Here is a 17,398-nt window from a genome sequence, read left to right on the forward strand (position 1 = left end):
GCCGGTGACGCCGCTGGCATCACTAGCAGTCAGACCGGAAACCGGCACGGTCAGCGAGCTTGAGGTTGACGGCATGGTGAAGGTGCTTACTACCGGTGCTGTAATGTCCAGGACTACATTATTTACTGTAACCGTTACTGTTGATGAATTGTTAGCATTGCCATTATTATCCAATGCCCTGGCGGTAAGGATATAGGTACCATTTGCCACTGACTTAGTATCCCATGTGTAGCTAAACGGGGCGATATTGCCAGCAGATAGAAGGACGCCATTGGCGTAAATCTCAACCATGCTCACGCCGACATTGTCACTAGCATTGGCGTTGATGGTCAGAGGGCCACTGACAACAGTATTATCAGCCGGGGCTGTCAACGCAACTGTCGGCGGAATTATATCGTTCACAACTGTTACGGTTCTATTCGACTGGCTGACATTACCGGCAGCGTCATAGGCCTTAGCCGTAAGGGTATAGCTACCTTCTGGCAGGGATGTGGTATCCCATGAATAGAGATAGGGTAAATTAGTCTCGACCACTTTTAATGCACCGTTTACATAAAACTCCACTTTGGTCACGCCAACGTTGTCAGTGGCACTGACATTGATTGAAACGATTCCGCTCACTTTGTTGGCATCGAGCGGTGAGGTTATATCTACTGTCGGCGGGGAAAGTTCTGCAAGAGCGACGACGTCGGAGAATCCACTTTCCAGACCTTGTTTATTATAAGCTTTTACAGCAAAACTGTATGATTTTGTAGGGTCAAGTCCGCTAATGGTTGCGGAGGTCTGGTTCTGCACATCGATAGGGGTTACGCCGTCAAAGGTGCCGGAGCCTGCCGCATAGTAAACCTTATATCCAGCCAGGTCTGACTCGGTATTCGGAGCCCATTTGACCAGAACGCTGGATGCAGAACTGATGGAGCTCATGCTCATGGAGAGGATGGCAGCCAAGACCGACCTGACCAGCATTTTTTGTAGCCGGATGCCATGCTTGATCTGAGCCGGGCGAACATAGCCCTCTTCAACAAGTACTTCACCAAGTTTTTTACGGGAGATGGTCTGTTTGGCGAGGGCTTTTTCCAACTGTTCCCGGGAGATATACCCGGTGGCGACAAGCAGTTCACCGATCCTTAGCGGGCCATCCGTTTTTCCGGTCTGATTCTGCTGAAAGTCGAGCAGTGCCGTGAGTTGTCGCTCGGTAAGTAGACCGAGGCGTACTAAAATTTTACCGAGCTTTTCACCGGATTTCTTCTGCTCGGCAATGGCCAGATCAAGCTGTTCAGCAGTTATCTTCCCTGATTGCACGAGCAGTGCGCCCAGGAGTTTTCGCTCACCAGCCGCTACCCTGACAGCGTCGTCCAGTTGGCTGAGATGCTCCTGTAATAGCAGCGGCGGTGCAACATCTCTCGCATCAAGAACCCCCATGCGAACCAGCACCTGGCCCAAAAGCTCTTTTGTCTTTTTCTGTTCCTCCAATGCCCGATCGAGCTCACGATGTGAAAGGAAGCTACCGTCCAACAGAATCTGACCAATGTGCCGTCTGAAAAGAAGACCCATGACTCTGCTCCTTCACCGAAGAGGAAAGTATTATTAAATTTGGTTTAATTATAGCACAAAAGTTGGTTTTATATACAAAAGTCAACAGTAATAAAAAAAATTCCTTTCGGCTCACCAAAAGTAAAAAGCCCGCTAATGCGGGCTTTTCCTAACAATAATGCAAAACACAACCTATCAATTGTATTTCTAGCCTACCTGGTAAGCTGACGATATCTGATTCGATGCGGGATGTCGGCGGCGGCTCCGAGCCGCTTCCTGCGGTCTTCTTCATACTCAGAGTAATTCCCCTCAAACCAGACCACCTTACTTTCGCCTTCAAAAGCAAGGATATGGGTAGCAATACGGTCGAGGAACCAACGGTCGTGCGAGATAACCACAGCACAGCCGCCAAAGGTTTCCAGTGCTTCCTCAAGCGCCCGCATGGTGTTGACGTCCAAATCGTTGGTCGGTTCGTCCAGAAGAATGACGTTGGCGCCGCTTTTGAGCATCTTTGCCAGATGTACGCGGTTGCGCTCACCGCCTGAGAGCATGCCGACCTTTTTCTGCTGATCACCGCCAGTGAAGTTAAAGCGGGCCACATAGGCGCGGGCGTTAACCGTCTGCCTGCCGAGCTGTATCGTTTCCTGGCCGTCGGCAATCTCTTCCCAGAGCAGACGCTCAGGGTTCAGTGAATCTCGACTCTGGTCAACATAGGCAAGTTGCACCGTATCTCCTACCCTTATTGAACCACTGTCTGGGGTTTCCTGACCACTTATCATTCTGAACAGGGTGGTCTTGCCTGCCCCATTGGGGCCGATCACCCCGACAATGCCGCCGCGCGGCAACTTGAAGTTCATACCTTCGAACAACAACCGATCGCCGTAAGCCTTGGCAACACCGTCAGCATCAATGACGACATCACCGAGACGCGGCCCAGGCGGGATATAAATCTCCAGTTCCTTGGCCTGGCGCTCCGTAGTTTCGTTCACCAACTGCTCATAAGCTGTAATACGCGCCTGGGACTTTGCATGCCGCCCCTTGGGGGACATTCTGATCCACTCCAGCTCACGCTGCAGGGTCTTCTGACGGTCCGACTCCTGCTTCTCCTCATTAGCCAGCCGGTTCTGCTTCTGCTCCAGCCATGACGAGTAGTTTCCTTTCCAGGGGATCCCCTCTCCCCGGTCAAGCTCCAGTATCCACCCGGCAACATTGTCCAGGAAATAGCGGTCGTGGGTAACAGCGATAACTGTTCCTTCGTATTTTTGCAGATGGTGCTCCAGCCAGGCAACGGTCTCGGCATCGAGATGGTTGGTCGGTTCGTCCAGAAGCAGGATGTCCGGTTTTTGCAGCAACAGCCGGCAAAGGGCAACCCGTCGCTTCTCGCCTCCAGAGAGGACTTTTACCTGGGTGTCCCCATCAGGGCAGCGCAGGGCATCCATGGCCATCTCCAGGCGTGAGTCAAGGTCCCAGGCGTCGAGGTGGTCGAGCTTCTCCTGAACAGCAGCCTGACGGTCGCAAAGCTTTTCCATGTCCGCATCTGGGTCACTGAAGGCTGCCGTGATCTCATTAAACTCGTTAATCAAGCTAACGGTCTCGGCAACCCCCTCTTCCACAATCTGCCTGACGGTTTTTGCCTCGTCCAGCTGCGGTTCCTGCTCCAGATAACCTACGGTATAGCCCGGCGACAGAACTGCCTGGCCGTTGAAATCCTTGTCCACCCCGGCCATGATCCTCAGCAGCGAGGATTTCCCGGAGCCATTCAGGCCGAGGACACCAATCTTTGCCCCATAAAAGTACGACAGAGAAATGTCTTTTATGACCGGTTTTTTGTCATAATGCTTCGATACCCGCATCATGCTGTAGATTATCTTCTTGTCGTCAACACTCATGAAACCCCTCCAGTATGATTTGAAAGATACTATTAACCGTTCAACCTCTTAGATGTCAACGGGAATGCAGTGGATACTGACATCTTTGGGGTGGATTAACAAAAAAGGCGGCCAGAAGGCCGCCTCGGACAGGTTATTTAACAACGGTTAAAAGGTGCCGCGAAAGAGTTGGGCATTGAAGACAACTGAGGTGTGGCCGGTAGTCGGATTTTCCTGGAGACCCGGCATAACGGTTGGTATGGCAAATTTCACCTTGCCGTTTTCATATTCAGCCAGGGATTTGGTTGCCTTGACAAGCCCGTAAGCTGCACCGACAAGGACACCACCAGCGCCGCCATAACCGATATAATCCAGATGATCGCCCGGATGCTTGGTAAAGGCCAGCAAAGCGCCACCGACCAAAGCACCGGCAAGGCCGCCATAGAAAGCACTTTGAAAGGTTTCAACAAAAGGGTTTTCAGCTGCCTGGCACGGTACAGAGATTGAGGTCAACATGCTGACTGCGATTGCAACTGCAAAGACTTTCGTCACTCTCTTCATTTAGCTCCCCTTGATTTAATATTTAAGTAGACAAGTTCAATAAAGCAGGATTCATGCCACTTACCAAGACCAGCAGTTAAACAAAAGTAACTGAAATCAGTAATATTTTCAACCTTAAAAAACAAAGGAAGAATAACCTCAAGCAAAACATGTTGCAGATATGCCACACTAAATTCCCGCCAGCAGGGCAATCCAACGCAGATTCAGCAGATTACGACTCACTGCACGGCCCAGTGTCCTGTTGCGAAAAAACTACATTATTCACGATTGCCTGCCTTATGAAGTTCAGTTCATCATCTCTGCTCATCACCGCACCATTGAGGCGAGCCGCAAGCAGTTGCTCAAGCAGTTCTCCGACCATTGGCCCCCTCGCTACGCCTAGCGCCAGAATGTCATCACCGGTAAGGATGGTATGTACCCCTTGCAGTTTGGTGAAGTATAGGGACAGGGCCTTTTTGGCCTCCTCGCTCTTGGTGCGGGCCATCAGGTAAAGCAACACCTCGACCGCCAGGTCGTTAAACAGGCGATAAATTTCGCTGGGCTGCAACGGGCGACATTTTGCCCCCCTGCGATTGAAGGCATCCAGTACCCGCTCCCCTAGCCGCCTCATTTCAGCCAACTTTTCCCGATAGTGTTCACTTACTGCCAGTCTCTTGCAGACCTCTATGAATTCATCATGGGTCAGTATTTCACACAAGGCAAGAAAGTAAACCACCCATTTTTCGTATTTTCTATCGAGAAACAGCAGCTCAAACCAGGAAATTACCGGCTTCACCTCTTCTAACAGCCTGCGGTTCATTGCGTCCAGTTTTAAAACCGGGTGAATGAACCGCAATAATCCGAGGTTTGCCATCCGCTCAACCGCGCCGAACGGATCACGCTCCTTGAAGATAATTACCAGTTCACTGAGCAGGCGCTTGCCTCCCAATTTATGGAGAAAATCCATCTTAACGGCATTCTTGATCAGGTTTTCGGTGTGCCTGGCAATGTGAAACCCAAGCCGCTGCTCAAAACGTATTGCCCTGAATACGCGGGTGGGATCCTCAACAAACGATAAGTTGTGCAAAACCCTGATATTTTGTTCCTGGAGATCACGTTGCGCGCCGAAATAATCGATAAGCAACCCGAAATCGCTTTGATTCAGCTGGATGGCCAAGGTATTAATGGTAAAGTCGCGGCGGTAAAGATCCATTTTCAGGGATGATCGTTCGACAACCGGCAGTGCTGCCGGTGTCTCGTAATACTCCAGCCGGGTGCTTGCCACATCAATCTTGAAGCCGTCCGGAAAGACAATCACTGCCGTGCCGAATTTAATATGCCCTTTGCAGCGGCAACCGAAGCGGGAGGCAAAAGTTTCGGCAAAGAGGATTCCATCACCTTCCACGGTAATATCGATATCAAGGTTTTCGGTACCGAGTAGCAGGTCCCTGACAAAACCACCAACCGCATAGACCTGAAGATCCAGCTCATCGCCGATTTTACCGGCACTACTGAGGATCTGCAGCACCCGTGGAGAGAGTCTCCCCTTCATCTGCCGGGCTAGCTCCTTGCTCTTGGTCGGGATATCTTCGCGCGCCAGGTCGTATAGCGCCTCTCCGGCATACATGGAGCGAAGCAGGTCTGTTCGAGTTATCACGCCGATCAGTTCTTCTTTTGCGAATACCGGGGCAAAACGGCGGTTCTGGCGGATAAAGTATTCCTGGATATCCTGAATAGGAGTGTCTGGAGAGGTTCTCAGGAATTCCGTGTGCATATATTCGGACACCGGCAGCTGCCCCAAACTGTGATAGAGCGCCTTCTCCACTATCCTGCGGGAGATGATGCCGATCATCTTATTCCCGGACATGACCGGCATGGCATTGACATTGTAACGCGTCAACAGTTCACGCGCTGCAGCAATAAGGGTGTCCGCAGTCATAGTCTTCACAGGAGAAGACATTATGTCGCGAGCCACCCGCCTGGGGTTTACTTTTTGTCGGAGAGACTTTTCAAGATTCGACAATACCTGGATCAGCGTCAGCTCCTTGATAGTTGCCGAGGCTGCAGTAGCATGCCCGCCACCGCCCAGATCGCGCAGCACATCGCCGACATTTACTTCCGGTATCCTGCTTCGGGCAACGATATAAACCCGGTTACCCATCTCAACCACCAGGAACAAGGCTTCGAGGTTTTCCATGTCGCGCATCATATGGGCGAGAATCGCAATATCACCGATGTAGTAATCAACGGAAGAATGGGCAATTGAGACCTCCACACCGTTTAAGGTGATGGACTGCAGGGATTTCAGGAGGTCATTGAGCAACGACACCTGATCCGAGGTCAGTTCCTGGGTCATGAAATCGCCGACCGTGCTCAGGCTGCCACCTTGGCGTAACAGCCAGGCAGCTGCCATAAAATCGTCTTCAGTGGTGGATACGAACGTCAGGCTGCCGGTATCCTCATATATTCCCAGCATCATCAGGGTTGCTTCAATCGGCGTGATCGCAATCTCGCGTTCTTCGAGAATCCGGCACAGGATAGCTGTGGATGAGCCGCAATCCCTGATTATCCCACCGCTCATTTTTATATCTCCCGATGACTCGGGGTGATGATCATAGATGTGGATTGCAATGCCGGGCCGTTCGAGCAGCTCAGCAAAGCGGCCGATACGCGAGGAGTGTTGACAATCCACCAGAATAAGCCTGGTTACCTTCCCCAGGTCCAGGTCTTTGAAACGGGTGAAGTTAAGGACATAGCTGGAGGATTTCAGGAAAAAATCACGCATCGATTTTTCCTGAGAGCCGGAAAAGACCATAAGGGCTTCCGGGTACAGCTTGTGTGCGGCAATCATGGCGCCGAGGCAGTCAAAATCGGCATTGAGGTGGGTGGTTATGACATCCATACATTGATTGTACAGGAGTTACGGCAAAAAAAAAGGCGCCGCGAACGGCGCCGACAATTTATGCTGGAATTGCGTTTAAGTCTTTCAGGATAGCGTTGACATCAATACCGTGGGCCTGGGCCCCCTGCTCCAGTGATTCGTTCTGGGCACCCATGCAACCGATGCAGCCGAGGTGGTAGTTTTTCAGCACCGCAGCAACCCCTTGAGGGTCGATCTGCAATGCCTGGCTAAAAGTCATATCTTTGTTGAAGCGCTCACTCATGCTATTTCTCCTTTATTCATACCTGATTTCTATTATTTCGTACTCCTTCACACCGGAAGGGACCTTGGCTTTTACCGAATCATCGAGTTTATGACCAATCAGCGCTTTGCCAACCGGGGAGGTGCAGGAAATCTTACCCAGTTTAATATCGGCTTCATCTTCTCCGACAATCTTGTAGGTAACCTCTTCCTCGGTAGCGGTATCGTACAGGGTCACGGTAGCGCCAAAAACAACCTTGTCAGGCTTGAGATTGGAGAGATCAACCACATAAGCCCTGGCAAGCTTGTCGCCAAGTTCAATGATCCGACCTTCAATAAAGCTCTGGCGGTTTTTGGCCGCATCGTATTCCGCATTTTCGGAAAGGTCTCCATGACCCCTGGCCTCAGCAATATCCTGGATTACCTTAGGCCGCTCTTCACGGATAAGCCGTTTCAAATCTTCCTGGAGCGCTTCGAAACTCTCCTTGGTCATCGGTACAGAATGAGACATTTAGCTGTGACTCCTTATAAAACTGCCGGGGCAGCCTTAAGGCCGCCCCGGTGCGTGATTCGGTATTATGCTATCAATCAGTAAAGATAATCCTGAAGGGGCTTTACTCCCAGGTCTTCGCGGATTATTGCTCGAATCCCATCAACTGCTGCTCTGGCACCGGCAACGGTTGTAAAATAAGCAACACCGTGCATCAGAGCGTTTCTCCTTATCGAGAACGAATCGGCAACAGCTTGTGCCCCCTGAGTGGTGTTGATGACCATTGCGATATTGCCGTTTTTGATCGAGTCAACAATATGGGGTCGCCCTTCAAGCACCTTGTTTACCACACTGACCTTGATCCCTTTTTCCTGGAGAAAAGATGCCGTGCCTCTGGTAGCCACAAGGTTGAAGCCGGCATCATACAATTTTTGAGCTGCCGAGACAACATGTTTCTTGTCCGCATCCCTGACACTAATGAAAACGTCACCAGAAGTAGGAAGTTTCACGCCAGCGCCGAGCTGTGACTTGGCAAAGGCAGTGGCAAAATCAGCGTCGATTCCCATAACTTCACCGGTAGACTTCATCTCCGGACCGAGCAAGGTGTCAACGCCTGGGAATTTGACGAACGGGAATACCGACTCCTTGACCGCGACATGCTTTGGCACGATATCGCCGGATATCCCCTGCTCCTTGAGGGTCTTACCGGACATGATCCGGGCAGCGATCTTGGCGAGCGGTCTGCCAGTGGCTTTTGACACGAATGGCGCCGTTCTCGATGCCCGCGGATTAACCTCAAGGATGTAGATGTCGCCATCCTTCACGGCATACTGGACATTCATCAACCCTCTTACATCCAGCTCAAGGGCCATCAGCCTGGTCTGGCGCTTGATCTCGTCAATGATCTCCTGGGAAATGGAATAAGGAGGCAAAGAGCAGGCAGAGTCACCGGAGTGAATACCCGCTTCCTCGATATGTTCCATGATGCCACCGATGACAACATCAGTGCCGTCACAGAGGGCATCGACATCAATCTCAATCGCTTCATCGAGGAATTTATCGATGAGGATCGGGTGTTCCGGGGACGCCTGGACCGCGGTAGTCATGTATCGCTGCAAGTTCTCGGTGTCATAGACGATCTCCATGGCCCGTCCACCAAGCACATACGATGGTCGTACCACCACCGGGTAGCCGATCCGTTCCGCAACCTTTTCCGCCTCTTCAAAGGAACGGGCAATGCCGTTTTCCGGCTGTCGCAGGGACAGCTTGTGCAGCATCTCCTGGAAGCGTTCCCGGTCCTCGGCCCGATCGATGGCATCCGGCGAGGTGCCGATTATCGGCACGCCGGCCTTCTCTAATGGCACTGCAAGCTTCAGTGGGGTCTGACCGCCGAACTGGACAATAACCCCTACCGGTTTCTCGATATCGACAATAGAGAGCACATCCTCGTAGGTCAACGGCTCGAAGTAGAGACGATCAGAGGTGTCATAGTCGGTGGAAACCGTCTCCGGATTGCAGTTGACCATAATGGTCTCAAAACCGTCCTCAGCCAGGGCAAAAACCCCGTGGACGCAGCAGTAGTCGAATTCAATCCCCTGGCCGATCCGGTTTGGTCCGCCGCCGAGAATCATGATCTTCTTCCGGTCCGTTACTTCGGCCTCGCACTCCTCCTCATAGGTTGAGTAGAGGTAAGGAGTATAGGCAACAAATTCGGCGGCACAGGTATCCACCCGTTTAAACACCGGCTTGACCCCAAGAGAAAGCCGGAGCTGCCTGATCTCTTCTTCATTCTTTCCCCAGAGCCGACCCAGAAACTTGTCGCTAAAACCGTACTGTTTGGCCTCGCGCAGGAGATCTCGAAATCCGGCATCAGCGGGGTTAGCCACTTTCAACGCCTCTTCCTTTTCGATTATCTGGCGGATATTATGGAGAAACCAAGGGTCGATGGCGGTCTTCTCAAAGATCTCATCCACGCTCATGCCGCTTCTCAAGGCATCGCCCAGATACCAGAGCCGCTCCCAGTTGGGAGTGCGGAGTTTCTCAGACAGCAGTTGCTGTTCCTTGGCGGTCAGTGCCCGGCGCGTTTCGTTTGTTAAGTCGAACAGCCGTGACTCAAGGCCGCAGGAGCCAATTTCAAGAGAGCGCAGCGCCTTCTGGAACGACTCCTTGAAAGTCCGACCGATGGCCATGACCTCCCCTACTGATTTCATTTGCGTGGTCAGGGTGGCATCGGCAGCCGGAAACTTCTCGAAGGTGAATCGCGGGATCTTGGTAACCACATAATCGATGGTCGGCTCAAAACAGGCCGGGGTCTCGCGGGTAATGTCGTTGACGATTTCGTCAAGCCGGTAGCCGACCGCCAGTTTGGCCGCGATCTTGGCAATCGGAAATCCGGTTGCCTTTGAAGCCAGCGCCGATGACCGTGAAACCCTCGGGTTCATCTCGATAACCACCAGCCGGCCATCGCGCGGGTTGATGCCGAACTGGATATTGGACCCGCCGGTATCAACGCCGATTTCGCGGATGATCTTGAGCGACGCATCACGCAGAATCTGATATTCCTTGTCAGTCAGGGTCTGGGCAGGGGCAACGGTAATCGAATCGCCGGTATGGACCCCCATCGGGTCGAGGTTCTCGATGGAGCAGATGATGACTACGTTGTCAGCGGTGTCGCGCATCACCTCAAGCTCATACTCCTTCCAGCCGATGACCGACTCTTCCACCAGGATCTCGTCGGTTGGCGAGGCATCGATGCCGGCAATTGCCATCCGCTCATACTCTTCCATGTTGTAGGCAATGCCGCCACCGGTACCACCGAGGGTGAACGACGGGCGGATAATTGCCGGGAAGCCGACCTCCTTGACAACATCCATTGCCTCCTGGCGGTTGTGGGCCAGGCCTGATTTCGGTATCCCAAGGCCGATCTTCTGCATCGCCTCCTTGAACAGGGTCCGGTCCTCTGCCTTTTTTATGGCCGGAAGCTTGGCTCCGATCAGTTCTACTCCGAATTTTTCAAGAATGCCCATCTCGGCAACGGCAACTGCAGTATTGAGCGCTGTCTGGCCGCCCAGGGTCGGAAGGATTGCATCCGGGCGCTCTTTTTCGATGATCTTGGCCAGGATCTCCGGGGTGACCGGCTCCACATAGGTCCGGTCGGCAAAGTCAGGATCGGTCATGATGGTGGCCGGGTTGCTGTTCAACAGCACCACCTCGAATCCCTCCTCTTTCAAAGCCTTGCACGCCTGGGTGCCGGAATAGTCAAACTCGCACGCCTGGCCGATGACGATAGGGCCGGCGCCGATAATGAGGATCTTCTTTATGTCTGTTCTTTTTGGCATCTAGACCTTACTCCTTGATCTTTTTATCTGAAAATAAAGAAAACTGCTCCGGCAAGGCAACACCCTGCCCATAGATAATCCAGTTTCAGCGGCGTCCCCATGTACCAGACGGCAAAAGGGATGAAAACAACCAGGGTAATAACCTCCTGCACTATCTTCAATTGCGCCAGGGAAAACTTTTCATAACCGATCCGGTTGGCGGGAACCTGTACCAGATACTCGAAAAAGGCGATTGACCAGCTTACCAGAACCGCGATCAGCCAGTGTCTGGTCCGGAGATTCCTTAGGTGCGCGTACCAGGCAAAGGTCATGAAAATGTTCGAGATGACCAGCAGGAGAACCGTCCTCAAATGTGCCCCCTCTGCTCGTCCAGCTCCTGCACCCAACCGTACTCCAGGCCAAGCTCATCCAGGTATTCGACTACGGCATCGTACTCATCATGGGTCAGGGGTCGGTTCAGTCCCTCGGTCTTCCCGGCAAGATGTGCCGGGAAATACTGACTCATCAGGGCAATATGGGTATCACGCCCCAGATTTTCGGCAATCCAGAGGAGTGTATTCCTACTGCCGGAGTTGCCATCCGGCAGCACGAGATGGCGAATGATCACCCCCTGAGTCGCCAGCCCATCACTATCCAGCTGCAGCTGTCCAACCTGGCGAAGCATTTCAGCTACTGCCCGGCGGTTGACCTCACGGTAACCAGGAGCAGAAGAGATCGCCATGGCAGGCTCATTTTCGGCATACTTCATATCCGGCAGGTAGATGGCAACAATGCCTTCAAGTAGCTGAAGCGCATCAACTTTCTCATAGCCACTGGAGTTCCAGACCAGCGGCAGCTTGAACCCCTCAGGGATTGCCAGCCAGAGAGCAGCAAGGATCTGCGGAAGAAAATGCGTCGGCGTAACAAAGTTTATGTTATGCGCCTTTCTCCTTTGCAGCTGCAGCATCCGCTTGGCAAGCAGGCGCGTACTGATCTCCTCGCCGTTTCCCATCTGGCTGATTGGAAAATTCTGGCAGAAGCGGCATGAAAGTGAACACCCGGAGAAAAAGATCGTTCCGGAACCATGCGTTCCTGATATTGGCGGCTCTTCGCCCCGATGGAGATTGCTGGAAGCCACCTTCGGTAGCAGCCCTGCCCGGCATATTCCCTGTTCACCTTTCAGGCGATTGACTCCACAATTGTGGGGGCAGAGGTCGCAACTGCTCAGCCTCGCGTATGCCCGCTTGACCCGCTTGAGCAGTTCGCCTGAATGGTAGAGATCGATATAATTCATGTCTTTCGTAGGGACAGGCTCTGTGCCTGCCCGAAACAGGGCAGCCACAGAGGGCAGCGACTACGCCGATTTATGTTTCTCCATCATTTCGACAAACCTTCCGAACAGATACTGCGAATCGTGCGGCCCAGGCGAAGCCTCGGGATGATGCTGTACCGAGAAGATCGGCAGGGTTTTATGCCTGATCCCTTCAACAGTCTGGTCGTTCAGGTTCAGGTGCCCCAGTTCGCAGATCTCGGCAACCGAATCGAGGTCCACGCAAAAACCGTGGTTCTGGGCAGTAATCTCAATCCTGCCGGTCGCCGTGTCCACAACCGGGAGGTTGGAGCCATGATTGCCGAACTTGAGTTTCATGGTCTGACCGTTTAGTGCAAGCCCCATCAGCTGGTGTCCGAGGCAGATGCCAAAGATCGGTTTTTTGCCGATGAACTTCCTGATGTTTTCCTGTACCGTTACCAGCGGCTCGGGATCGCCCGGTCCGTTGGAGAGAAAGATACCGTCAGGATTCATGGCCAAAGCCTGTTCTGCCGGGAAAGTGGCTGGAACCACCGTCACGTCGCAACCGGCATCTACCAGGCAGCGCAGGATGTTGTACTTGATACCGAAGTCATAGGCCACGACCTTGAATTTAAGCGTTTTCGGATCAACGTCGGCATATCCGTCGGCAAGATCCCAGGTCCCCTGGGTCCAATGATACGGCTTGCAACAGCTGACGCCGGTCGCAAGATCCAGTCCTGCCATGGTCGGCAGCCCTTTTGCCTTTTTCACCAGAGATGCATGATCACTGTCAATGGTCGAGATGATGCCGTTTTGTGCCCCGTTATCCCGCAGATGACGGGTCAAGGCCCTGGTATCGATACCCTGGATGCCGACCACCCCATTCTCTTTGAGATAGGCATCGAGACTCATGGTTGCCCGCCAGTTGGAATAGCAATCAATATACTCCTTGACGATGAACCCGGAGAGATACAGCTGGCTACTTTCGATATCCTCAGGATTGATGCCGGTGTTGCCGATCTGGGTGTAGGTCATGGTAACCATCTGCCCCTTGTAGGACGGATCGGTAAGCACCTCCTGATAGCCGGTCATGGCGGTGTTGAATACTACCTCACCACCTGCCTCACCGGTCGAGCCGAACGATTTTCCTTCAAAGATGCGCCCGTCAGCGAGCGCAAGAACTGCTTTCATGTATTAACTCCCCAATCGTGATTCCAGTAGGGGCGTTTAGCGAATCGCCCCTACCCTCTTTTGTATACGCCCTTACCCTCTTTTATAAACTACCTTGCCAGCCACAATGGTGTAGGCAGCAGCACCTTTCATCGTTTCCCCGAGCCACGGAGAGTTTTTTGACTTGCTGGCCAGTGTGTCTGCTGACACTGTCCATGCCGCCTTCGGATCGATTATGGTGATATCGGCAGCAGATCCGGGCTTTAGCGAGCCGCGATCAATACCCAATATTTTTGATGGGTTGACCGACATCTTCTCAATCAGCGCTGGAAGTGTAAGGACCTTTTCTTCGACAAGCTTCAGAGACAGCGGCAGGGAAGTCTCCAGGCCGATAATCCCGTTTAAGGCAAGATTAAACTCGATATCTTTCTCATCCAGATGGTGCGGCGCATGATCGGTGGCAATGGCATCAATGGTGCCGTCCTTGAGGGCGGCCTTTACAGCCTCCTGATCCGCGGTGCTGCGCAGCGGTGGGTTCATCTTGGCATTGGTTTCATAGCCACGGACAGCATCATCGGTAAGAGTAAAGTAGTGGGGGGCGGTCTCGCAGGTCACCCTGACCCCGCGAGCCTTGGCGTTCCTGATGATCCTGAGAGCACCCTGGGTGGAAACATGGGCGATATGGAGCGGCGAATTGGTAAATTCTGCCAGATAAACATCGCGGGCAGTGGCTACATCTTCTGCGGCCCACGGGATCCCTTTGAGACCAAGTTCGGTGGCCACAAAACCTTCATTCATGACCCCTTCGCCGACCAGGCTCTTTTCCTCGGCATGGGAGATCAGCATTATTCCCATCCCTTTGGCGTATTCCAGGGCGCGGCGCATCAGCTCGGTATTGGCAACCGGGTGACCATCATCGGAAACCGCCACACAGCCGGCTTCTTTAAGCTCACCCATCTCCGCCAGGCTTTCCCCCTTGCTCCCCTTGGTAATGGCGCCGACAGGGAATACGTTCACGCACCCCTCAGCCTTTGCCTTGGCAACGATATAGGAGGTGACGGTCTTGTTGTCATTGACCGGGCTGGTATTAGGCATGCAGGCAACAGAGGTGAAACCGCCGGCAGCGGCAGCCCTGGTTCCGGTAACGATGTCTTCTTTGTATTCAAGGCCCGGATCCCGTAGATGAACGTGCATATCCACCAAGCCGGGAGTCACGTAGCACCCTTTGGCGTCTATTATTTCAGCACTATCTGGCGCGGACAACCCCTTGGCAACGTCTTTGACCTTGCCTCGCTCAACCAGGATATCCAGCGTGTCGTCAATATTCTGCAACGGGTCAATCACCCGGCCGTTCTTAATCAAGAGACTCATTAATGCTCCCCCTTTTCAGTTCCGTTATCAAAATTGACCGTTTCATTCCGCTGTAAGTTCACCACCGCTGACATGGTACAACATCGCCATTCTCACCGCGACGCCGTTCTCCACCTGCTTCATGACATGTGATTGATCGCCATCGGCAACGTAGGATGAGAGTTCCACTCCGCGATTGATCGGACCGGGGTGCATAACCATGGCGTCTTTCTTGGCCAGTTTGAGGTTTTCCGGGTTAAGTCCGTAGTAGCGGGAATACTCCTTAAGGGTAGGCAGCAGGGTCTTGCCCTGACGCTCCAGCTGTATCCGCAGCATCATCACCACGTCGGCGCCGTCGATCGCTTCGTTCATGCTGTTACAGACCGTCACATTGCCAAGCTTCTCGGCGCCGGTCGGGATCATGGTCGGCGGTCCGGCCAGGAAGACCTGCGAGCCCATCTTGGTAAGCCCCTGAATGTTGGAACGGGCCACCCGGCTATGGGTGACGTCGCCGACAATCGCCACTTTAAGTCCATCGAGCTTGCCGAACCGGTCCCGCATGGTCAACATGTCGAGCAACCCTTGCGACGGGTGCTCATGGGCACCGTCGCCGGCATTGATGATTGAACAGGGAAGCCGCTTGGCCAGAAAGTAATGGGCGCCGGAAATGGCGTGACGCATGACGATAATATCCGGCTTCATTGCCATCAGGTTTTTTGCCGTGTCCAGCAGGGTTTCACCCTTGGTGGCGGAACTGGTTGAGGGCGAGATATTGACGGCATCAGCTGAAAGCCTCTTGGCGGCAATCTCGAACGAGGTACGGGTCCGGGTAGATGCCTCGTAAAACAGGTTGATGATGGTCTTGCCGCGGAGAGTCGGAACCTTTTTTATGTCCCTGCTGTTGATTTCCCGCATGTTTTCGGCGGTATCCAGCAGGAGCAGAATCTCCTCTTTGGTCAGGTCGCGCAAGGCTATAATGTCTTTATGCTTGAATCCCATTTTAGTTGTCCCCTCTCCAGTTATTTCTGCAGAAGCACATCAACAGGTCTGCTTTCGTCATTAAACTGTACTTGAATGATCTCCTTCTGGCTCGTGGGCACGTTACGCCCGACGAAATCGGCCCGGATCGGGAGTTCACGATGGCCGCGGTCGATCAGCACCGCCAGCTGGATGCTGTCCGGCCGGCCATGGTCCATAACCGCATCCATTGCCGCGCGGATGGTGCGACCGGTGTAGAGGACATCATCCACCAGCACCACCTTTTTCCCTTCCAGGCTGAAGGGGATGTCGGTCTTGCCCACCGGGAGGTGCGAGGCATGACCTTTGATGTCGTCACGATAGAGGGTGATGTCCACTTCGCCGACAGCTACCGATTCGCCTTCGATCTCTTCCAGCCGGAGGGCGAGTTCGCGGGCGATATGTACCCCGCCGGTGCGGATGCCGACCAGCACCAGATCGCTCACCCCCTTGTTACGTTCCAGGATTTCGTGGGCGATACGTGTAAGCGCCCGCTTCGTGCCGTTTTCATCAAGTATTACCGTTGTCCCGTCTCCCACTGCAAGCCCTCCTTTCAACTGTAGTCAGCCCACAAAAAAAGCCCCTCCGCGCAGATGTGCGGAAAGGCTCCTCAATAGCTATAAAATGAGTCTCTTTTCGTCACCTTTGCCAACCTCACAGGGTTAATTTAAAAGGTGACTTTCTTTTACATCTTCCCAGAGAAGAGGTCAAGGGGATTTTGGAATTTTAATTCTTACTAGGGGATTACGATATTGTCATGTCGAATGTCTTTACACTAACCTCAACACACAAAGACAACCAACACTAACAACTGAACAATTCAAACAAGTTACCAACTTGGCTGCAATATTGCTTTAGACATTTTCAATGAATTCAGTAGTTCGAATAAGGCGACTTAACAGAACTTTAATACCGCCACTAGTTTTAAATAAAAGGAGAATAAAATCATGAAACGTTCAATTTTAGCAGCATTGGCACTTTGTGGTATGATCGCAGCAGCAAGCACTGCTTCGGCATATACGATCAACGGCGGAGCTACCGATGTAGGTGGCCTGGATGACCTGATGGCTTACACCGTATTGAGTGACAGCAGTACTGCTGATGAAAATGCGTGGGCAGCACCGATTGTCCTTGCCAAGGATGGCGTAGTCGTTCAATTCACAAAGCAAACAGCTTCCTCAGAAACTGCATGGAAAGAAACTAATCAAGCAGGAATTTATGCCTTTCAGCTGACTGGCGCTAACGATTATTTCCTGTTAAAAACAGGTGACTTGTTTGTTGGTAAACCGTCAGGGCAACCTGCAGATGCTAAGCAATATGAGCACTTTCTCTACAGAAACAACGTTCAGGATTCATGGGCCGTGATTGATCTTAGCGCTCTTATTGGTGATAACAGCCCAACAACCTACCTTAATTCTTTTAATGTCAATACCGGCAAGATCAGTCATGTTACCACTGGTGAAGAAAGCACTCCCGTTCCTGAGCCTGGTACAATAGTCCTGCTCGGAGCTGGCCTGCTTGGTCTGGCTGCTTACGGCAGAAAGAGAATCCAGAAGTAAGTCGAAAAATTTTACACTTTTAATCAAGGCCGCCCGAGAGGGCGGCCTTTTTAATTCACGCCATAATCACTCGAAAGTATTATAATTTCACTCACCCTGCCACGCAATAAATCACCATAAA

General features: G+C 52.5%; 14 protein-coding genes. 1 reads left to right on the forward strand and 13 read right to left on the reverse strand.

Annotated elements, in window-relative coordinates; translation table 11 throughout:
* The 13 genes from KI809_RS08195 to pyrR all read right to left on the reverse strand — a co-directional run.
* Nucleotides 1–1,554 (reverse strand): cyclic di-GMP-binding domain-containing protein, MshE-related (locus tag KI809_RS08195; protein ID WP_214171071.1); only part of this gene is annotated, 1,554 nt, incomplete at its 3' end.
* A 191-nt stretch (nt 1,555–1,745) separates the two neighbouring features.
* Nucleotides 1,746–3,422 (reverse strand): energy-dependent translational throttle protein EttA, encoded by a 1,677-nt coding sequence (gene ettA, locus KI809_RS08200; RefSeq protein WP_214171072.1) that lies wholly within the window; start codon nt 3,420–3,422, stop codon nt 1,746–1,748.
* Nucleotides 3,423–3,569: 147 nt separating this feature from the next.
* On the reverse strand, nt 3,570–3,962 hold the full coding sequence (locus KI809_RS08205) for a hypothetical protein (RefSeq protein WP_214171073.1): 393 nt from the start codon (nt 3,960–3,962) through the stop codon (nt 3,570–3,572).
* 211 nt (nt 3,963–4,173) lie between these two features.
* On the reverse strand, nt 4,174–6,843 hold the full coding sequence (locus KI809_RS08210) for an A-adding tRNA nucleotidyltransferase (RefSeq protein ID WP_214171074.1): 2,670 nt from the start codon (nt 6,841–6,843) through the stop codon (nt 4,174–4,176).
* Between the two features lie 58 nt (nt 6,844–6,901).
* The gene (locus KI809_RS08215; RefSeq protein WP_214171075.1) at nt 6,902–7,105 is read right to left on the reverse strand and encodes a DUF1858 domain-containing protein; all 204 of its coding nucleotides are present in this window, start codon (nt 7,103–7,105) and stop codon (nt 6,902–6,904) included.
* A 12-nt stretch (nt 7,106–7,117) separates the two neighbouring features.
* Nucleotides 7,118–7,594 carry a transcription elongation factor GreA gene (gene greA / locus KI809_RS08220; RefSeq protein ID WP_214171076.1) on the reverse strand — a complete coding sequence of 159 codons (477 nt, stop codon included), beginning with the start codon at nt 7,592–7,594 and terminating at the stop codon, nt 7,118–7,120.
* Nucleotides 7,595–7,671: 77 nt separating this feature from the next.
* Nucleotides 7,672–10,911 carry a carbamoyl-phosphate synthase large subunit gene (carB, locus tag KI809_RS08225; protein WP_214171077.1) on the reverse strand — a complete coding sequence of 1,080 codons (3,240 nt, stop codon included), beginning with the start codon at nt 10,909–10,911 and terminating at the stop codon, nt 7,672–7,674.
* Nucleotides 10,912–10,934: 23 nt separating this feature from the next.
* On the reverse strand, nt 10,935–11,261 hold the full coding sequence (locus KI809_RS08230; RefSeq protein WP_214171078.1) for a DMT family protein: 327 nt from the start codon (nt 11,259–11,261) through the stop codon (nt 10,935–10,937).
* Nucleotides 11,258–12,184, reverse strand: coding sequence for a radical SAM protein (locus KI809_RS08235; RefSeq protein WP_214171079.1), 927 nt, complete (start codon nt 12,182–12,184; stop codon nt 11,258–11,260). Before KI809_RS08235 ends, KI809_RS08230 begins: the two co-directional genes overlap by 4 nt.
* A gap of 60 nt (nt 12,185–12,244) precedes the next feature.
* Nucleotides 12,245–13,372, reverse strand: coding sequence for a glutamine-hydrolyzing carbamoyl-phosphate synthase small subunit (gene carA, locus KI809_RS08240; protein WP_214171080.1), 1,128 nt, complete (start codon nt 13,370–13,372; stop codon nt 12,245–12,247).
* Between the two features lie 72 nt (nt 13,373–13,444).
* Nucleotides 13,445–14,722: a dihydroorotase gene (locus KI809_RS08245; protein WP_214171081.1), complete on the reverse strand. Its 1,278-nt coding sequence runs from the start codon at nt 14,720–14,722 to the stop codon at nt 13,445–13,447.
* Nucleotides 14,723–14,764: 42 nt separating this feature from the next.
* Nucleotides 14,765–15,700: an aspartate carbamoyltransferase catalytic subunit gene (locus KI809_RS08250; RefSeq protein WP_214171082.1), complete on the reverse strand. Its 936-nt coding sequence runs from the start codon at nt 15,698–15,700 to the stop codon at nt 14,765–14,767.
* Between the two features lie 20 nt (nt 15,701–15,720).
* Entirely contained in the window at nt 15,721–16,257 is a 537-nt protein-coding gene (gene pyrR / locus KI809_RS08255) for a bifunctional pyr operon transcriptional regulator/uracil phosphoribosyltransferase PyrR (protein WP_214171083.1), read from the reverse strand.
* Nucleotides 16,258–16,665: 408 nt separating this feature from the next.
* Here pyrR and KI809_RS08260 point away from each other — a divergent pair, with 408 nt between their 5' ends.
* The gene (locus KI809_RS08260) at nt 16,666–17,277 is read left to right on the forward strand and encodes a PEP-CTERM sorting domain-containing protein (RefSeq protein ID WP_246559316.1); all 612 of its coding nucleotides are present in this window, start codon (nt 16,666–16,668) and stop codon (nt 17,275–17,277) included.
* The last annotated feature ends 121 nt before the right edge of the window (nt 17,278–17,398 follow it).

Origin of the sequence: Geoanaerobacter pelophilus (assembly GCF_018476885.1) — a bacterium.
GTDB classification, from domain to species: domain Bacteria; phylum Desulfobacterota; class Desulfuromonadia; order Geobacterales; family DSM-12255; genus Geoanaerobacter; species Geoanaerobacter pelophilus.

What these genes read in the sequence shown, in the direction of transcription:
- KI809_RS08205 (WP_214171073.1), bottom strand. Translation starts at nt 3,962, where the DNA reads ATGAAGAGAGTGACGAAAGTCTTTGCAGTTGCAATCGCAGTCAGCATG.
- KI809_RS08250 (WP_214171082.1), bottom strand. Translation starts at nt 15,700, where the DNA reads ATGGGATTCAAGCATAAAGACATTATAGCCTTGCGCGACCTGACCAAA.
- ettA (WP_214171072.1), bottom strand. Translation starts at nt 3,422, where the DNA reads ATGAGTGTTGACGACAAGAAGATAATCTACAGCATGATGCGGGTATCG.
- greA (WP_214171076.1), bottom strand. Translation starts at nt 7,594, where the DNA reads ATGTCTCATTCTGTACCGATGACCAAGGAGAGTTTCGAAGCGCTCCAG.
- carA (WP_214171080.1), bottom strand. Translation starts at nt 13,372, where the DNA reads ATGAAAGCAGTTCTTGCGCTCGCTGACGGGCGCATCTTTGAAGGAAAA.
- KI809_RS08245 (WP_214171081.1), bottom strand. Translation starts at nt 14,722, where the DNA reads ATGAGTCTCTTGATTAAGAACGGCCGGGTGATTGACCCGTTGCAGAAT.
- KI809_RS08210 (WP_214171074.1), bottom strand. Translation starts at nt 6,843, where the DNA reads ATGGATGTCATAACCACCCACCTCAATGCCGATTTTGACTGCCTCGGC.
- KI809_RS08260 (WP_246559316.1), top strand. Translation starts at nt 16,666, where the DNA reads ATGAAACGTTCAATTTTAGCAGCATTGGCACTTTGTGGTATGATCGCA.
- KI809_RS08235 (WP_214171079.1), bottom strand. Translation starts at nt 12,184, where the DNA reads ATGAATTATATCGATCTCTACCATTCAGGCGAACTGCTCAAGCGGGTC.
- carB (WP_214171077.1), bottom strand. Translation starts at nt 10,911, where the DNA reads ATGCCAAAAAGAACAGACATAAAGAAGATCCTCATTATCGGCGCCGGC.
- KI809_RS08215 (WP_214171075.1), bottom strand. Translation starts at nt 7,105, where the DNA reads ATGAGTGAGCGCTTCAACAAAGATATGACTTTTAGCCAGGCATTGCAG.